Below are 15,496 nucleotides of genomic sequence, written 5' to 3'. Positions count from 1 at the left end.
GGTTGCCGAGGGCTGCGCGATGGATTCTAGGATCACCGCCGATGACGATCCTAGGAATACCCATGCCACTTGCCCTACGCTCCATCACCCGGAGTTACGCCTCCATCGATGAACTCCTGGGCGATGGCCGCCGTCGGTTCTTCAGCCACGGCTACAAGACCACCAATCCAAGGCTCCGGGAACTCCGCGTGAACCATACGGTCTCCGAATCCACGCTCACGGCCCGTGCCGCTCTCGGCGTTGAAGGTACGTGGTCCATCAAGGGGAACTCCGAGCAAACACCGCACCTTGGCACCACGGATGTCCTTGTTTTGGCTGCCAGGATGGCAGAGGCCTTGCTGGCCAGCCGCTATTCACCTGAACTGTTACCTGCCGCCTACCTGGCGTCGGTGACCATCTCGGGTGGCAGTGAACCTGTGGAAGGTACGCTGGGCGATCTCGAATGCCGGGCGACGCTGCAGGACCTGGGAAACGCTTCGGTCCTTCGCTGCTCTGTTGCGTCCATGACCGCGGTATTGGAAGTGGCCCATGAGCACGCCGAACTCGGGCTCGCTTCAGTCCAATCGCCGTCCGAGGAAGCTTTGGTGGGTGACGCCGGCACGCGTCTCTACGGTGGGCTGTGGGCAGAACGGCAGGTTTCGTTGCTGGATGTCGTCCTGGATCCGAATGAAGGAGATGCCGGTGAAGGAACGGCCTGCGCGCAGCTCTCATTCCGCCAGCAGCCCTCACTGAGCCGACGCCTCGATGACCACCGCGGGCTGGAGGCCGCCTACCCGCAGGCGCTGTCCGCCGTCGAGTACTTTGTTGCCTCGCTGCAGCTGGGACAGGTTCTCCTGTACCGGCTCGATTCCATGAACCGCGCGGACAGCAACACCTTGTGGATGCGCAAAACCCGCATCACACTCAGCGGCCCCTGCCCGAAGAATGGGGGCGGGCAGGGGACCGGCCTTGCGGTGCGCCTGCAGAAGAGCCGGTTGATCGAAAAGGACGGCGGATGGTGGCGCTGCGCTGACGTCGTAGGAACGTTCGACGGCGGCCAAGTAGTTTGCAGCGTTGCCCACCAACTGCCGTCCAAGGTTGCGGCAGTGAGTGCTTCCGTGGGGGATGAAAAATGAGTGCGGCGTCCGCCGTTGTCCGGGGACTGGGTGGCGCACTGCCCAGGAAGGTGGTCACCAACGAACACCTTTCTGCTGTCATGGACACCTCCGACGAATGGATCAGGCGCAGGACAGGCATCGCCGAACGCCGCCACTCTGACGAAACGGAAAGCACCAGCGTCCTGGCCACCACGGCCGGGCGGCGCGCCTTGGCCAGTGCCGGCGTCGATTCGGCTGGGCTCTTGATTGTGGCAACCTCGACGCCGGACAAGGTCTGCCCGGCCACTGCACCCAAGGTGGCGGCGAACCTGGGGTTGAAGGGCATCGCTGCATTCGATGTGTCCGCGGTTTGCTCCGGATTTGTCTATGCCTTGACCACCGCCACGTGGGCCATCCGCTCGGGATCCGTGGACTCGGCACTGGTAATCGGCGCGGACACCTTCACCCGCCTGCTCGATCCCACGGACCGGACCACCTCGGTGATCTTCGGGGACGGAGCGGGTGCAGCCTACCTGTCTGCCGGAACGGCAGACGAACCAGGGGCCATCAAGGCGTCAACGCTGCACTCCGACGGCGAGGGCGAAACACTCATCCACGTGCCGGAAGGTCCCGGTTCATTTTTTGAGATGCAGGGCAAGGAAGTGTTCACGCAGGCAGTCGCGGCGATGTCCGGTTCCGTGGAAACAGTGCTCGCAAGCGCTGGCTGGGTTGCCGACGACGTGGATTCCTTGATTGCACACCAGGCGAACCTTCGGATTCTGAACGCCGTTGCTTCGGTGACCGGCATTCCGGAATCCAGGGCCGAGGTCCACCTGGACAGGGTGGGGAATACCTCAGCCGCTTCCATCCCGTTGGCCATGACTGACGCCGGAACCAAAGGCCACAGGAGCCCCGGGGACAAGGTGGTCCTGACTGCCTTTGGCGGAGGAACCACCTGGGGAGCCATTGCCATGACCTGGCCATCGATCTCGGTTGTCGACCCGCACTAGGGCCGGACACCGATTCCTGCAGGCCGGGGTGCCATGCAGGACCACTGTGGCGCCGGCTAACCCGGGCCACCTGTAAAAGGGGGAAACAAATGGAAATTACAGCTATGGACGTCGTAGGGGCGATCGGGTCCACCATGGACGAGCTCGGCCACATGGGACCGGACGACTCGTTCGCCGACCTTGACATCGATTCACTGTCACTTGTTGAAGCCGCCGTGATCCTTAGCAACAAATTCGGTGTTCGCGTGGATGAATTCGAGCTCACCGAGGCAGGCAGCGCCCGCGCCGCAGCCAGCATGGTCACGGCAAAGCTGGCCATGCAGCCCGCCATCTAGCCACACCACCACAAGAAGACGCAAACAGTAAGGACACCCATGGCCACTCCGGCGATTGCAGTTGTTTATTATTCAGGCTCGGGCCACACCAAGGTGCTGGCAGACGCAGTGGTTTCCGCTGCCGCCGCCACCGGAGCCACAACGGCCCTCCTGCGCGTGGATGAGCTGACCCAGGAATCCTGGGACTTCATCGACCAGGCAGACGCCATCATTTTCGGCGCCCCCACCTACATGGGCACCGCACCATCGGCCTTCCATGCGTTCGCCGAGAAGACCGCAGGCCGCTGGGCCGTGCAGAAATGGCACAACAAGCTGGGTGCCGGCTTTACCAATGCCGCCTGCAAGGCCGGTGACAAGAATTCCACCCTGGACTACTTCTCCACTTTCGCAGCCCAGCACGGTATGAACTGGATCAACCTGGGCCTGCTCCCGGGATGGAAGAGCACCAAAGGCAGCGAAAACGATCTCAACCGCTTTGGCTACTTCAACGGTGCCGCCGCCCAGACATTCTCGGACGTCGGCGTGGAAGGCGTTCACCCTGCAGACGTCGCTACCGCAGAGCACCTGGGGCGGCGGGTTGCGGAGATGGCCGCTATCTTCGCCGCCGGCAAGACCGCTCTTGACCGCCAACTCGTGAGCGCGGGAGCTTAGGTCCTTCTAGTTTCAGGGCCGCGGAAAAAGCCTGGCGACGCCCATATCCGGGCGTCGCCAGGCTTTTTCCCTGGCGCCGAATAGTTTGCGTGTCATAAGGGGGCATGCGTGTCATGAGTGGCCTCGGCGGACAGGGTGGTTGCCACGATCGCCCTGACCTTCGCGTTGCCTACATGGAACAGATGGCCACCGCCCACGACCTCGATCAATCGTGGCTTCTGCGCGCACCAGTCCGCCCAGCGCAGTGACTCTGAAGCCGTAACCACAGGGTCATCAGAGCTGTAGAGGACCGTGGCCGGCACCTCCAATTGGCGGGCGGGCAGCCTGCCGGGATAGCTCTCCAACAATGCCAGATCCTCAAGCAGTACTTCCCGGGCCCGCTCGGACAGGGCGGTCGTGCTGAGCACGAGCTCGGCCAGGGCCGCCACGGATGGCGAAGCCCCGGGCAGGGCTGCCACGGACCGTGCCAGTCCGGACGGCGAAGTCCCGGACTGTGCTGTCCCGGACCGGGCGCCGGACGCGGCTGCCGCGGCAGCACCGGCGTCGTACATTCCCGACGGCGGCCGGGCGGCTGCGAGGAACACGTGCACCACCCGCCCGGTGCCCTGAAGCCGAAGGGCGGCCTCGAAGGCGAGCACCGCCCCCATGCTGTGGCCATAGAGTGCCAACTGCCCTGACTGCGAGCCTGCGATTCGTTCGGCCATAGCGGCCGCGGCGCCGCCAATCGAACGGAAATTCTTGCCGCGGTATGCGAGCTTGGTGACGTGCATGCCGTCAAAACGCCAGCCCGCAAAACTCGCTGTGGTTCCGCCGGCGTGGTGCAGGCAAAACAGGTGCATGCCGGGGTCCTGGCGCTAGTTGAAAGCGAGCCGGTGGCGGTCGTGTTCCATGCGGGAAGCGGCGACGTCGTCCATGTGTTCCTCGGCCCACTCCTTCATCTCGAAGATGATCCGCAGGAGCGAATGTCCGCGCGGAGTGAGCTCGTAGTCAGTTCGCACGGGCACGGAGACGGTCACATGCCTTAGGACCAGCCCGTCCCGTTCAAGCGAGCGGAGCGTGGAGGTCAACATTTTCTGGCTTGCGCCGGGTATCCGTTTGCGGAGGTCGCTGTGCCGCTGCTGCCCGTCCTCCAGTGCGAGCATCACCAAAGTGACCCACTTGCTGCTGATGGCCTCAAGCAGTTGGCGTGCCGGGCAGAGATCCAGGGAAGCGTTGTAGTGCTTCTGGGCCTTCATGCGTTTCTGTTCAGCCGTGAGAGTCATTTCCCCAATACTTTCCTCATCAAATGGACTGCTTGCCACAGCTTACTTGGGGGTTGTTACAGGTGGGGAAACAGTGACTCAAACCTTAACTGCCTCTGGCGTGACCAGTAGCGATTCTCCGGCCAATGCCATGAAAGGAAGATCCGAACTGTGGTCCCCGTAGGCGAAGCTGCCTGAGAGGTCCACCGAGAACTCGGCGGCGTGCGCTGCTACGGCCCGCGCTTTGGCGTCGGCTACCAGGGCTTCCTTGATTTCGCCGGTATAGATGCCATTCGCGGCAGTAGGGAACGTGCACAGCAGCTCGAGGTGGGGCCACCGCCGTCGAACACGTACCAAAGCAGGCTCGAACGACGCCGTGACGGCCACAATGCGCCGTCCCTCCGCGGTGTGTTTGTCCAGGAGGGAGGCCACGGGTTCCAGGAAGGACCAGCCGTCCGGCGACGCGGCCTGGAAATCTGCCCAGCGCTCGCCGAGTTCCTGGACTTCGCTCACGCTGCGGCCCCGCCACCAGCTGAAGTATCGGGCGTTCGTCACGGATCTTGGTACGCCGTTCCTGGCTGCTGTCCTCAGGCCCCCAAGGAAGTGCTCCGCCTCGGCTTTGCGGGAGTTGCCGGCATCGAAGCGGAGGAACTCGAAGATGGTGTTGTAGGCGGTGACGGTGCCGTCGATGTCGGTGTAGGCGGCCTGCAAGCTGTTTCCGGATTCTTCCACAGGAAGAATCCTAGGTACCGCTCCGGCAAGTGGAAGCCTTCCAGGGGAGGGCACTTTGAGGTGCCCTAGGCACAAAAAAGTGCGTTCTTACGCGCTGATGCGATGTCCGTGAGGATCGAATACGGGGCACAAAGCGTCCCCGCAGCAAAGCCTCGAAAGGAAGCCAATGCCTACCATCCTCCACATCAACGCCTCTCCGCGCTACGCCAACAGCGACTCCCTGCGGTTGGCCCGGCACTTCATCGACTCCGTCCAGGCTGCCGGTCCGGAGAGCTTTGAGCTGGAGACCCTGAACTTGTTCGACGACGGCGCGTTGCCTGTTTTCGGTCGAATCGCGGCTGCCGCCAAGATGGCTGTCTTCACCGGACAGGACCAGACGCCGGAGCAGGTTGCCGCTTGGGAATCCGCCCGCGCTGTGTTCGATCAGTTCGCTGCAGCCGACGCATACGTCTTCAACATCCCCATGTGGAACTCGGGCGTCCCCTACGTGCTGAAGCAGTGGATCGACATCATCACCCAGCCCGGCTGGAGCTTCGGCTTTGACCCGGAGCAGGGCTACCGCGGCCTCATGGAAGGCAAGCAAGCCCTTGCGATCCACACCAGCGGTGTCTACGCCCCGGGTGTTCCGGCCGCTTTCGGCTCCGACTTCAGCAGCACCTTCTTCGCTGACTGGCTGAACTTTGTGGGCATCGAGGACGCAACCCACGTCCGCTTCGCTCCCACTGTCCTGAACGGCGACGTCGATGGCACCCGCAAGGTTGCAGAAGCGGACCTGAGCGACGCCGCAATCGAGTTCGCCGGCAAGCTCAGCGCCGCGGGTACCCTCCAGCTCGTCAACGACTAGGAGCTCCCTGTGCGCATCGGCATTTCGGGTACCTATTCCTCGGGCAAGACGTTTACGTCCATGGCCTTGTCCCACTACACCGGGTTGCCCCGCACCAAAGCCAGGACCATGCGGGAGATCCTGCCCGAGGCCGCCCCTGGCAAGACCCTCGAGGAATGCACTGCGGCGGAGCTCATCCAGATGATCGTGACCCGTCACGTGGAGCGTGCCGTGTATGAGGACAAGCTCTCGGCCGGTTTCATCTCCGACGGTTCATCGCTGCAGGAATGGATCTACGGGTCCGTGCGGGTTTCCCTCGGGCTGAACCCCAGCGCCTCAGCACATCTGGCGGCGGGGGAGAGCGTGGAGAAGACTCCGGAACTCGCCTTCTTCGAAGAGGTGATGACCAGCCTGGGCAACAGCTTCAAGAGGCACGTCAAGAACTCCTTCGATGTGTTCGTGCACCTGAAGAACGAGCTCCCGCTCTCTGCTGATGGACACCGCCCGGTCAACGATCAATTCCGGAACATGTCCGATGAGATCCTGCAGTACACCATGGACGAGTTGGGCATCGCCTTCCATGTTGTGTCAGGTTCCGTGGAGGAGCGTCTGGTCCGGATTGCTTCCCTGCTCAACCTTGAGCCGCGCATGAGTCCCCAGGACGCCACACGCCTGGCAGCCGAGGAATACGCGCAGCTGGACGTGCGCTCCGAACGGGAGCGGGTCCTGCAGTAACCAGGAAACATCTGTTTGGATCCTGCTCACCGGTTCGTCCGGCCACCCGCTGTGCCGTAGCTGCCCAGCGGGTGGCCGGACGCTCGTCTTTTTACTGGAGACCCCATTGCCTACCGACCAGCCTGTTTCACATCAAGCCCGCTCCAACCACGCCCGCCTTGGCGAGTTCTTCCGCACCCGCCGCGAGCAGACCCGTCCGCAGGATGTCGGGTTACCAGTCAGCCCACGACGCCGGACTCCCGGACTGAGGCGCGAAGAGGTGGCCGTCCTGGCCAATGTTGGGGTCTCCTGGTACACGTGGCTGGAACAGGGGCGGGCCATTGGCGCCTCGGAGGAAATCCTCGATGCCATTTCGAACGCACTGCGGCTTAGCCCTGAGGACCGGACCTATGTCCGGCGGCTTGCATCCGGGCGCCGTTCGGGTCCGTCCGGCAATACGGTCAGCACGGCTGGCGGTCAGACTTTGGGACAGGCCGCCGGTCACAACTTCGACGTCGACGACGTCCAGCTCGCTCTGCTGCAGCAGCTGGTGGATGCCATGGCGAATCCCAGCTACATCGCTGACCCTTTCTGGACCGTAGTGGCCATGAATTCCGCGGCCGCAGAAACTTTCGATACCCGTGTGGGTGAAAGCTGCCTCCAACGCTTCTTCACGGATCCGGAGCTCGCCAGGCCCCACGTGCATAAGGAGATGATGGCCCGCTCCATGGTGGCGCAGTTCCGTGCGCAATCAGCCAACTTCCCGGACGATCACCGTTTCGATGCCATGGCACGCGGTCTATGCCAGGTTTCGGAAGCCTTCCGGGAATTATGGCAGCGGCAAGTGGTTGGCGATTCGTACCACGTGGATGTTGTTTATGATCACCCCGAGGTAGGCCGCCTCAGCTTCGCTCCCATGGTGCTGGGTGTCCCGCAGTTCCGGGCCCTCCGTCTTTTCACTTACCTACCCAAAAGCGGAACCGGAACGCAGGCTGCCCTGCAAGGTTTGAACAGGAAAGCAGTGGTCTGAGAATCCCTCTAGTTGCCCACAGCAACCAGACGTAAACTAGCCTTCGGTTCACTACGTTGGTTCGGAGTCCCCATGCTTTGGAAGGTTCTCGTTCGGTTCCTGAAGCCGCACCAGCGGTTGCTGATTGCCGTCGTCGTTTTTCAATTGGCGCAGTCCATCGCGTCCCTTTATCTGCCTACGCTCAACGCCGACATCATCGATAACGGCGTCGCTACCGGCGATACCGATTACATCCTGCGCATGGGTGGCCTCATGCTGCTGATCACGCTGTTGCAGATTGCGTGTGCGGTGGTGGCCGTGTACTTCGGCGCGAAGGCAGCCATGGGAATGGGCCGCGACCTGCGGGACGCCGTCTTTGCAAGGGTGGGGGAGTTCTCGGAGCAGGAAGTCACCAAGTTCGGGGCGCCGTCCTTGATCACGCGGTCCACCAACGATGTCCAGCAGGTTCAGCAACTGGTCCTCATGTCCTGCACGCTTATGGTTGCCGCGCCCATGCTGAGCATTGGCGGCGTGATCATGGCCGTGCGGCAGGACGCCCAGCTGTCCTGGCTGATCGCGGTCTGCGTGCCTGTATTGCTGGTGGCCGTCGGGTTGATCGTGACCCGGATGGTGCCGCTGTTCCGCAAAATGCAGGTTCGGATCGACGCCGTCAACCGCGTTCTCCGCGAGCAACTCACCGGCATCCGGGTGGTCCGCGCTTTCGTGCGGGAAGACATGGAGACCTCCCGGTTTGGCAAGGCGAACGAAGACGTCACTGACGTCGCGCTGCGGGCCGGCCGTTTGATGGCGCTCATGTTCCCGGTGGTCATGTTGGTGATGAACATTTCCAGTGTGGCGGTGATCTGGTTCGGCTCGTTCCGGATCGAGGACGGCTCCATGCAGGTAGGCACGCTGATCGCCTTCCTCAGCTACCTCATGCAGATCCTCATGTCCGTCATGATGGCCACTTTCATGGCCGTGATGATCCCGCGCGCGTCCGTTTCTGCGGACAGGATCGGGCAGGTGCTGGAGACCGCCTCAAGTGTCCAGCCGCCGTCGAACCCTGTTACTGGCGGTATCCGCCGTGGCGAACTGGAAATGCGCGACGTCGGATTCGCCTACCCGGGTGCCGAACAGCCAGTCCTCAGCGGCGTCACCTTCACAGCCATGGCCGGCCAGACCACGGCAATCATTGGCAGCACTGGCGCCGGGAAGACCACGTTGGTGAACCTGATGCCGCGGCTGTTCGACGCCACTGCGGGAGCAGTCCGGATGGACGGCGTGGACATCCGCGACCTGCATCCGGACCTGCTGTGGGGGCATATCGGCCTGGTGCCACAACGGCCATATCTGTTCTCAGGCACCGTCCGCAGCAACCTTCAATACGGCAAACCCGACGCCAGCGACGACGAACTGTGGCAGGCCCTTTCAGTGGCCCAGGCGCGGGACTTTGTTGAAGAGATGGAAGGTGGACTGGATGCGCCCATCTCGCAGGGCGGCACCAACGTTTCCGGCGGGCAACGGCAACGCCTGGCCATTGCCCGGGCACTCGTGAAACAGCCGGAGCTCTACATTTTCGACGATTCCTTCTCCTCGCTGGACACCGCCACGGACGCCCGCCTCCGGCAGGCCCTCAAACACCACACCAACGGCGCCACGCTGGTGATCATCGCCCAGCGCGTCTCCAGCATCGCGGACGCGGACCAGATATTAGTGCTCGACGACGGCAGGATCGTTGGGCAGGGAACCCACGATGAGCTGTTGGAGACGTCCGAAACATACAGGGAAATCGTGTCTTCCCAGCTGGCAGCGGAGGAGGCGGCATGAGCGCCATGACAGCAGGTCAACGGGGGCCACAGCGGCCACCCATTGGGCCCCGAGGTGGCGGTCCGTTCGGTGGCATGAACATTCCGGCGGAGAAAGCTTCCAACTTTGGTGCCTCGGCCCGGCGGCTGCTGGGCACTTTGCGGCCTGAGCGGTTCTGGCTGACGCTGGTCCTGGTATTCGCTGTGGTCAGCGTCACCTTGTCCGTCATCGGGCCCAGGCTGCTGGGCGAAGGAACCAACCTCATCTTCGCCGGCGTGGTGTCCAAACAACTGCCAGCAGGGGTTTCCAAAGCCCAAGTGATCGCGGGCCTGCGCGCCTCCGGCGAGAACAACAAAGCCGACATGCTGAACGCCATGAACCTGACACCCGGCATCGGAATCGACTTCGGTGCGCTGTCATCCGTGCTGCTCTGGGTGCTGGCGCTGTACGTTCTGGCCTCAGCGTTCGGTTGGATGCAGGCGTACGTGCTCAACGGCGTCGTGCAGCGGACCGTGTACAGACTCCGCGAGCGGATCGAAGCGAAAATCCATCGGCTTCCCCTGCGGTATTTCGACTCCATCCAGCGTGGTGAGCTGCTCAGCCGCGTAACCAACGACGTCGACAACATCTCTCAAAGCCTGCAGCAATCCATCAGCCAGGTGGTGTCCTCGCTGCTGACCGTACTGGGCGTGCTGGTGATGATGTTCCTGCTCTCGCCGCTGCTCGCCATCATTGCGTTGGTGACCATCCCGCTTACCCTGGGGACCACGGTGGTGATTGCCAAGCGCTCGCAGAAACTGTTCGTCGCACAATGGAAAAACACCGGCGAGCTCAACGGGCAGATTGAGGAAACGTACACCGGTCACGCACTCGTGAAGGTGTTCGGCCGCCAAAACGAAGTCCAAGCGAAGTTCCGCGCCAAGAACAGCGAGCTGTACCAGGCAAGCTTCGGGGCACAATTCGTGAGCGGGCTGATCATGCCGGCCATGACGTTCATCGGAAACCTGGTGTACGTGGGCATCGCCGTAGTGGGCGGTCTGCAAGTGGCCTCTGGTGCAATGCAGTTGGGTGACGTGCAGGCCTTCATTCAATACTCACGGCAATTCACCATGCCGTTGGCCCAACTGGGATCCATGGCCAACATGCTCCAATCGGGCGTTGCCTCGGCGGAACGGGTGTTCGACCTGCTGGATGAGGAAGAAGAATCCCCGGAACCTGCTCCTGTTCCGCGGTCCGGTCCATCGCGTGGGCGGCTCGTGTTCGAGAATGTGTCCTTCCGGTACCTGCCCGACAAGCCACTCATCACGGACCTCAGCCTGGTGGCCGAACCAGGTCAGAGCATCGCCATCGTTGGACCAACAGGTGCCGGCAAGACAACGCTGGTGAACCTCATGATGCGCTTCTACGAACTGGACGCCGGACGCATAACTCTCGACGGCGTGGACATCGCCTCCATGTCACGGCAGGAACTGCGCTCGCGGATGGGCATGGTCCTGCAGGATACGTGGCTCTTCGGCGGGACTATCCGCGACAACATCGCCTATGGTCGGCCCACTGCATCTGAGCCCGAGATCCTTGAAGCTGCCCAGGCCACCTACGTGGACCGGTTCGTCCGTTCTCTTCCCGAGGGCTACGACACAGTGCTCGACGACGAAGGCGGCAACGTCTCCGCCGGCGAGAAGCAGCTGCTCACCATTGCCCGCGCCTTCTTGTCCCGTCCATCGGTCCTGATCCTCGATGAAGCCACGAGCTCGGTGGATACGCGTACCGAGGTTCTGGTGCAGAAAGCCATGAACGCACTGCGCTCCGACCGGACCAGCTTCGTCATCGCGCACCGGCTCTCCACCATTCGCGACGCCGATCTCATCCTGGTGATGGAATCGGGGCAGATCGTGGAACAGGGGACCCATGCTGAGCTGCTTGCTGCGGGCGGGGCGTACTCACGGCTCTACGAGGCGCAGTTCGCGGCGCCAGCGGCTGAAGAGGTGTGAGCTTAGGGAAGCCGGGAGGGCCGCAGCACCGTTGCCTCGCCGGCCCTGGCTGGATCCAAGGGCACAGGACTCACCAATACAGCCGGACCTCTGTGGAGCAGTCCTCCGGAGATCACCTGGCAACGCACGCCGCCCCTGCCGCGCATCGCCTTGTGTGCCCCCGGTGCCAGCATCTGGTCCATCCAAGCGCAAGGGTGTGCTGGCCTCCCTGCCTTCAGCCGCACGGAATCGCCGTCGGACTCCAGAGTGAACTCATGCCCCAGCAAGGGGGCCAGTTCGGCCCCGCGAAGCACCACGTTTCGCCGGGTCACCAACGGGTCGAAGGGCCCGACGTCCAGTTCGGAGGCGATTGACTCCAGCGCTTCCACCGCGAACACGGTCACTGCGGCGTCCATGTGGGCGGCCTTGCCGAAGAACCTGTCACCCACAATGCCCTTGCCCGTCACAAGCTCGGCCTGCTCAGCGTCCGTCGTCGGGACATCCGCAGCACCTTCGCGGGCGCGGCCAAAATAGGCGTGCGCCGGCGATACCAAGAGATGCAGCACCTCGACGTCGTACCTGTACTCAGGGGTCATCATTCAACGCTAGCGCCTCGACGCTTCGAACGGCAGCGCCCTGTGTGCGAGAGGCTCTAGAGGGCTTTCCCGACAAGGTGCCGGGCCAGAGCGTCCACAATGGGCAGTTGCCCTTTGACGAGCTTGGTCCTGGCTGTTGCTTCTCCAAACCACCGGGCGTCGTCTATTTCCGGAAATTCCTTGATGGAGCCGGATCCCTTAGGCCATTCCATAGGAAAGGTGTTGCTGACGATCTCATCGGGCTGGAAGGAGTCTGCTTCTGCTGCGAAGGCGGTGATGAGTTTGCCGGAGGGCTGTTTGAAAACCCCCAACAACTCGTAGTCAGCAGGTGGCGGCGGAGTCCCAATTTCCTCGATAAATTCGCGTCGGGCGGCAACCAATGGGTCTTCGTCCTCAAGGAATTCGCCCTTGGGAATTGACCAGGCGTGTTCGTCCTTGTGCGCCCAGAAGGGTCCACCCATGTGGGCAATCCAAAGTTCCAGCTCTCCCGTGGAACCGTGCCGGTAGAGCAGGATTCCCGCGCTGCGAATCGTGATGTGACCTCCCGGCGTCATGAATTGAATGCGAAATGAACGGGCTAAGCCAAGATTACTCCCGGCCAGGCGGCCGTTATCCAATTGATGGCATATCCCGGATTTTGGTTCTTCAATTCGCTTCCTAAGGACCCATGTCTACTTGATAATCGAGGAACTGCACGTTCCTGGTGGGGGTGGAATGTTGTTGCGGTCTCCGGTTTTTGCCGGGGACGAGTCTGGGCGCATCAATGGAGGCACGGCTATGGCATGGTCAGTAGGGCTCATTCCGCATGGGCGAAGAAAAGCAGCAGGTTTGGCCGTCGTGCTGGCGGTGGGTTTATCAATGCTCACTGGAACAGGCCCATCACACGCAGCCGATACAACCCCCATGGCTGAGGACCCTGGCCCTGTGGGCAGCTTTGCCTGGAAGGGTTTCAACTGGCAGAAGCGTTTCTGGGGTGGGGCCCCAATGTACAACGCGAGCTGGGACGCAAACAACGTGAGCAACCCCGACGCCAACGGGTACGTCAAACTGTCCATCACCAACCCGACCGGCTCGGCTCCCAAGGGCGCGGAGTTCCAATCCACACGGGAGGGTTTCGGCTACGGAACGTACAGCACCACCGTGGAAAAGGACGTTAGCGCGCTCCAGAAGGAAGTGGTCTGGGGTTGCCTCTTCACCTATGACCCCGCGGCCGAACCTGGCTACACGGAGATCGACCTCTGCGAGGCGTCCGCTTGGGGAGGCGGGGCTGCTTATGGCCAGAACTGGCCTGTTACACAGGGCCACGGCTATTGGTTTGATGCCACGCTGCCTCCTGGCCAGGGCAACAATACGGTCACCTTCGATGTCACCAATGCCCCGATCCTCACCCACAGGATGGTCTGGGAGCCAGGCAAGCTCACCTTCGAGACGTTTGCCGGGGAGGGCTACGGAGGAACGCTGCTGAAGCGGACGGTCCTGCAAGGCTCCACAGTTCCAGTTCCGGCCCACGAACAGATCCACTTCAACCTATGGGTTACCGGGGGCGGTGGGGGTGATGCAGCCCATGTGGCACCTGAATCCGTCACCATTCGTGATTTCTCGTTTGTTCCGGGCATCCCGTTGACAGCCCCAACACCTACTATCTCCGGAACGGCGGCAGTTGGATCAACCCTGACTGCCAATTCGGGCGCATGGACCAGCGGAACTGCATTGACTTATCAGTGGTACAAGAACGGAACGGCAATCGCTGGCGCAACAACCGCCACCCGGGCCCTTGCGGCTGCGGATCAGGGCGCCACGTTGACCGTGCGGGTTACGGGCACCAAGGCCGGTTATGCCACGACTACCAAGGAATCGGCGCCCACGGCTGCCGTGGTGGCCGGTACACTGCTTGCACCCACTCCCACCGTCACGGGGACGCTCACCGTTGGCTCCACGCTGACGGCCAACCCGGGGACGTGGACCTCAGGAACTACGCTGACGTACCAGTGGTACCGCTCCGGTGTGGCGATCGCGGGGGCAACAGCCAAGACCTATGTCCTGGTGGCCGCCGACCAAGCAGACACCATGCGAGTTCGCGTTACCGGAACGAAGGCCGGGTACACCACCGTATCCAAGTATTCGGCTGATACGGCGCTCGTTAGTTAACGAACGGCGGGGTTAAAACAACAAACCCGCGGTTGTGTCGCGCTGGGGGCGTGATCCGACACAACTGCGGGTTTGCTGGGCTTGCTAGTTTTTCTGCGCGCGGACCGGGACGATCCTCTTGATGGCCAGGCCAAGGGCCAGCATGGCGAAGGCGGCCAGTGCGAACCAGAAGAGGTCCCCGGCGCCGGTCACGGCAAGAGTGCCGGAGCCGGCTCCTCCTGCAATTGCTGCGCCTACGGATCCTGCTGGGTTGTTGTACATGAGTCGTTTACCAAACTTTCTTTCTGTTGAGTGCGGCGTCCAGGTAGGCCTTGGCGTGGACTGCCTGGAGGAAAACGTCGATGACGGTTTCGTACATGGTTGCGGCAAGCAACATGTACCTCCAGCCCCGGAAACGCAGAGTTACTATGCGTTCCAGGACGAAGATGCAGGTGACGGCGAGCCAGAATGGGTGGAGGTTCAGTCCCATTCCGCTGGTCAGGGCAAAGACGATGGATCCGAGGTAGGCCAGGGTTACCAGGACGCCGAGCATGGAGAGGAACTGCCGTCCCCAGTAGGCCCTGGTCACTTTGGTCCACCCGTACTGCACGCAGTTCTCCACGGCTCCGCGCTTCCACCGGAGCCGCTGCGCCCAAAGTTCCCGCCACGTCGGCATGACTTCGGTGACCAGCGTGCAGTTTGACGGTGAAGCTATGCGGTATCCGAGGGTGAGGAGAGCAAAGGACAATTCGTTGTCTTCGGTCAGCACCGAAGTATCGTAGACGCCGCCCTCGCCGTTTCCGGGAGGAAGCGTACCGTTCAGCCGTGCTGCGACGACGTCCCGCAGGGTCTTTATACGGAAGAGTGCCGCGGTCCCGGTGACTACCAGGCATCTGCCGTGGAGGCGCTTTACATCCCGGGCGTACCGGGCATACTCATTTCGCTGCAGGTGTCCGACGAACCCGCCTCCCGGCCCACCGCTGAACACTCCACCCACCGCCCCCAACAGTTCGTCCTTGAGGAGGTTGTTCGTGGCATTCTCGATGAAGTCCGGGGCAAGCTGCGAATCGGCGTCCTGGACCAGAACCAGGTCTTCGGGATCGGCTCCGGGAAGAAGCTGCCCCAGAGCGAAGTTCAGGGCGCCGGCCTTCTTATCCCTGTTGCCAACAGTGCGGAGGACTTCGACGCCCTGGGCCAGGGCGAGTTCTTCAGTATCGTCAGTGCAGTTATCGGCCACCACGATCACACGATCCGGGCGTTTGGTCTGGTTGTTCAGCGAGATGAGGGTTTCGGTAATGCCGGCGGATTCGTTGTGTGCCGGGACCAGAACCGTGACCACACCACCGGGGGCACGGTGGGATCCCCGTGGTGCAGCAGTTGTCTCTGAAATGACGGCCCGATGCATC

At 62.3% G+C, this 15,496-nt stretch carries 17 protein-coding genes; 10 read left to right on the top strand and 7 right to left on the bottom strand.

Annotation, left to right across the window (positions count from 1 at the left end):
• Nucleotides 1-62: 62 nt before the first annotated feature.
• The 4 genes from VUN82_21250 (at nucleotide 63) to VUN82_21235 (ending at nucleotide 3,072) form a co-directional block, all read left to right on the top strand.
• Nucleotides 63-1,115: an AvrD family protein gene (locus VUN82_21250; GenBank protein XAS71578.1), complete on the top strand. Its 1,053-nt coding sequence runs from the start codon at nucleotides 63-65 to the stop codon at nucleotides 1,113-1,115.
• Nucleotides 1,112-2,086 (top strand): beta-ketoacyl-ACP synthase III, encoded by a 975-nt coding sequence (locus VUN82_21245; GenBank protein XAS71577.1) that lies wholly within the window; start codon nucleotides 1,112-1,114, stop codon nucleotides 2,084-2,086. Before VUN82_21250 ends, VUN82_21245 begins: the two co-directional genes overlap by 4 nt.
• Nucleotides 2,087-2,175: 89 nt before the next feature.
• Nucleotides 2,176-2,421 (top strand): acyl carrier protein, encoded by a 246-nt coding sequence (locus VUN82_21240; GenBank protein ID XAS71576.1) that lies wholly within the window; start codon nucleotides 2,176-2,178, stop codon nucleotides 2,419-2,421.
• 39 nt (nucleotides 2,422-2,460) lie between these two features.
• Entirely contained in the window at nucleotides 2,461-3,072 is a 612-nt protein-coding gene (locus VUN82_21235) for a flavodoxin family protein (protein ID XAS71575.1), read from the top strand.
• Between the two features lie 92 nt (nucleotides 3,073-3,164).
• Here VUN82_21235 and VUN82_21230 read toward each other — a convergent pair whose 3' ends face one another.
• The 3 genes from VUN82_21230 to VUN82_21220 form a co-directional block, all read right to left on the bottom strand.
• Nucleotides 3,165-3,911 (bottom strand): alpha/beta fold hydrolase, encoded by a 747-nt coding sequence (locus VUN82_21230; GenBank protein ID XAS71574.1) that lies wholly within the window; start codon nucleotides 3,909-3,911, stop codon nucleotides 3,165-3,167.
• 15 nt (nucleotides 3,912-3,926) lie between these two features.
• Entirely contained in the window at nucleotides 3,927-4,334 is a 408-nt protein-coding gene (locus VUN82_21225) for a helix-turn-helix domain-containing protein (GenBank protein ID XAS71573.1), read from the bottom strand.
• A 78-nt stretch (nucleotides 4,335-4,412) separates the two neighbouring features.
• Nucleotides 4,413-5,045 (bottom strand): HAD-IB family hydrolase, encoded by a 633-nt coding sequence (locus VUN82_21220; GenBank protein XAS71572.1) that lies wholly within the window; start codon nucleotides 5,043-5,045, stop codon nucleotides 4,413-4,415.
• Between the two features lie 166 nt (nucleotides 5,046-5,211).
• On the opposite strand from VUN82_21220, the gene VUN82_21215 reads away from it, so the two are divergent.
• The 5 genes from VUN82_21215 to VUN82_21195 all read left to right on the top strand — a co-directional run bounded on the left by VUN82_21215 (nucleotide 5,212) and on the right by VUN82_21195 (nucleotide 11,388).
• Nucleotides 5,212-5,889 (top strand): NAD(P)H-dependent oxidoreductase, encoded by a 678-nt coding sequence (locus VUN82_21215; protein ID XAS71571.1) that lies wholly within the window; start codon nucleotides 5,212-5,214, stop codon nucleotides 5,887-5,889.
• Between the two features lie 9 nt (nucleotides 5,890-5,898).
• On the top strand, nucleotides 5,899-6,603 hold the full coding sequence (locus VUN82_21210; GenBank protein ID XAS71570.1) for an AAA family ATPase: 705 nt from the start codon (nucleotides 5,899-5,901) through the stop codon (nucleotides 6,601-6,603).
• A 106-nt stretch (nucleotides 6,604-6,709) separates the two neighbouring features.
• Nucleotides 6,710-7,612, top strand: a complete 903-nt coding sequence (locus VUN82_21205; protein XAS71569.1) for a helix-turn-helix transcriptional regulator — start codon at nucleotides 6,710-6,712, stop codon at nucleotides 7,610-7,612.
• Between the two features lie 72 nt (nucleotides 7,613-7,684).
• Nucleotides 7,685-9,418 carry an ABC transporter ATP-binding protein gene (locus VUN82_21200; GenBank protein ID XAS71568.1) on the top strand — a complete coding sequence of 578 codons (1,734 nt, stop codon included), beginning with the start codon at nucleotides 7,685-7,687 and terminating at the stop codon, nucleotides 9,416-9,418.
• Complete coding sequence (locus tag VUN82_21195) at nucleotides 9,415-11,388, top strand: ABC transporter ATP-binding protein (protein ID XAS71567.1); 1,974 nt, start codon at nucleotides 9,415-9,417, stop codon at nucleotides 11,386-11,388. Before VUN82_21200 ends, VUN82_21195 begins: the two co-directional genes overlap by 4 nt.
• Nucleotides 11,389-11,390: 2 nt before the next feature.
• On the opposite strand, the gene VUN82_21190 is transcribed toward VUN82_21195, so the two are convergent.
• Together VUN82_21190 and VUN82_21185 are read right to left on the bottom strand one after the other, a co-directional pair.
• Entirely contained in the window at nucleotides 11,391-11,963 is a 573-nt protein-coding gene (locus VUN82_21190) for a molybdenum cofactor biosysynthesis protein (GenBank protein XAS74761.1), read from the bottom strand.
• Nucleotides 11,964-12,019: 56 nt separating this feature from the next.
• Entirely contained in the window at nucleotides 12,020-12,499 is a 480-nt protein-coding gene (locus VUN82_21185; protein ID XAS74760.1) for an NUDIX domain-containing protein, read from the bottom strand.
• A gap of 367 nt (nucleotides 12,500-12,866) precedes the next feature.
• On the opposite strand from VUN82_21185, the gene VUN82_21180 reads away from it, so the two are divergent.
• Nucleotides 12,867-14,111 carry a hypothetical protein gene (locus tag VUN82_21180; GenBank protein ID XAS71566.1) on the top strand — a complete coding sequence of 415 codons (1,245 nt, stop codon included), beginning with the start codon at nucleotides 12,867-12,869 and terminating at the stop codon, nucleotides 14,109-14,111.
• Nucleotides 14,112-14,195: 84 nt separating this feature from the next.
• Here the strand turns inward: VUN82_21180 and VUN82_21175 are convergent, their stop codons facing one another.
• Both VUN82_21175 and VUN82_21170 read right to left on the bottom strand, forming a co-directional pair.
• A complete protein-coding gene (locus VUN82_21175; protein XAS71565.1) occupies nucleotides 14,196-14,372 on the bottom strand; it encodes a hypothetical protein in 177 nt (58 codons plus the stop codon).
• Nucleotides 14,373-14,379: 7 nt separating this feature from the next.
• Nucleotides 14,380-15,495, bottom strand: coding sequence for a glycosyltransferase family 2 protein (locus VUN82_21170; GenBank protein ID XAS71564.1), 1,116 nt, complete (start codon nucleotides 15,493-15,495; stop codon nucleotides 14,380-14,382).
• Nucleotide 15,496: the final 1 nt, after the last annotated feature.

The organism is Micrococcaceae bacterium Sec5.1 (assembly GCA_039636795.1).
Taxonomy (GTDB): domain Bacteria; phylum Actinomycetota; class Actinomycetes; order Actinomycetales; family Micrococcaceae; genus Arthrobacter.
The sequence above is the reverse complement of the archived record's forward strand: the minus strand, read 5'-3'. Positions and strand labels throughout refer to the sequence as shown.

Coding starts and splice junctions, on each gene's coding strand:
- VUN82_21250 (XAS71578.1), top strand. CDS start 63: ATGCCACTTGCCCTACGCTCCATCACCCGGAGTTACGCCTCCATCGAT.
- VUN82_21245 (XAS71577.1), top strand. CDS start 1,112: ATGAGTGCGGCGTCCGCCGTTGTCCGGGGACTGGGTGGCGCACTGCCC.
- VUN82_21240 (XAS71576.1), top strand. CDS start 2,176: ATGGAAATTACAGCTATGGACGTCGTAGGGGCGATCGGGTCCACCATG.
- VUN82_21235 (XAS71575.1), top strand. CDS start 2,461: ATGGCCACTCCGGCGATTGCAGTTGTTTATTATTCAGGCTCGGGCCAC.
- VUN82_21230 (XAS71574.1), bottom strand. CDS start 3,911: ATGCACCTGTTTTGCCTGCACCACGCCGGCGGAACCACAGCGAGTTTT.
- VUN82_21225 (XAS71573.1), bottom strand. CDS start 4,334: ATGACTCTCACGGCTGAACAGAAACGCATGAAGGCCCAGAAGCACTAC.
- VUN82_21215 (XAS71571.1), top strand. CDS start 5,212: ATGCCTACCATCCTCCACATCAACGCCTCTCCGCGCTACGCCAACAGC.
- VUN82_21200 (XAS71568.1), top strand. CDS start 7,685: ATGCTTTGGAAGGTTCTCGTTCGGTTCCTGAAGCCGCACCAGCGGTTG.
- VUN82_21195 (XAS71567.1), top strand. CDS start 9,415: ATGAGCGCCATGACAGCAGGTCAACGGGGGCCACAGCGGCCACCCATT.
- VUN82_21190 (XAS74761.1), bottom strand. CDS start 11,963: ATGACCCCTGAGTACAGGTACGACGTCGAGGTGCTGCATCTCTTGGTA.
- VUN82_21180 (XAS71566.1), top strand. CDS start 12,867: ATGGCTGAGGACCCTGGCCCTGTGGGCAGCTTTGCCTGGAAGGGTTTC.
- VUN82_21175 (XAS71565.1), bottom strand. CDS start 14,372: ATGTACAACAACCCAGCAGGATCCGTAGGCGCAGCAATTGCAGGAGGA.
- VUN82_21170 (XAS71564.1), bottom strand. CDS start 15,495: ATGCATCGGGCCGTCATTTCAGAGACAACTGCTGCACCACGGGGATCC.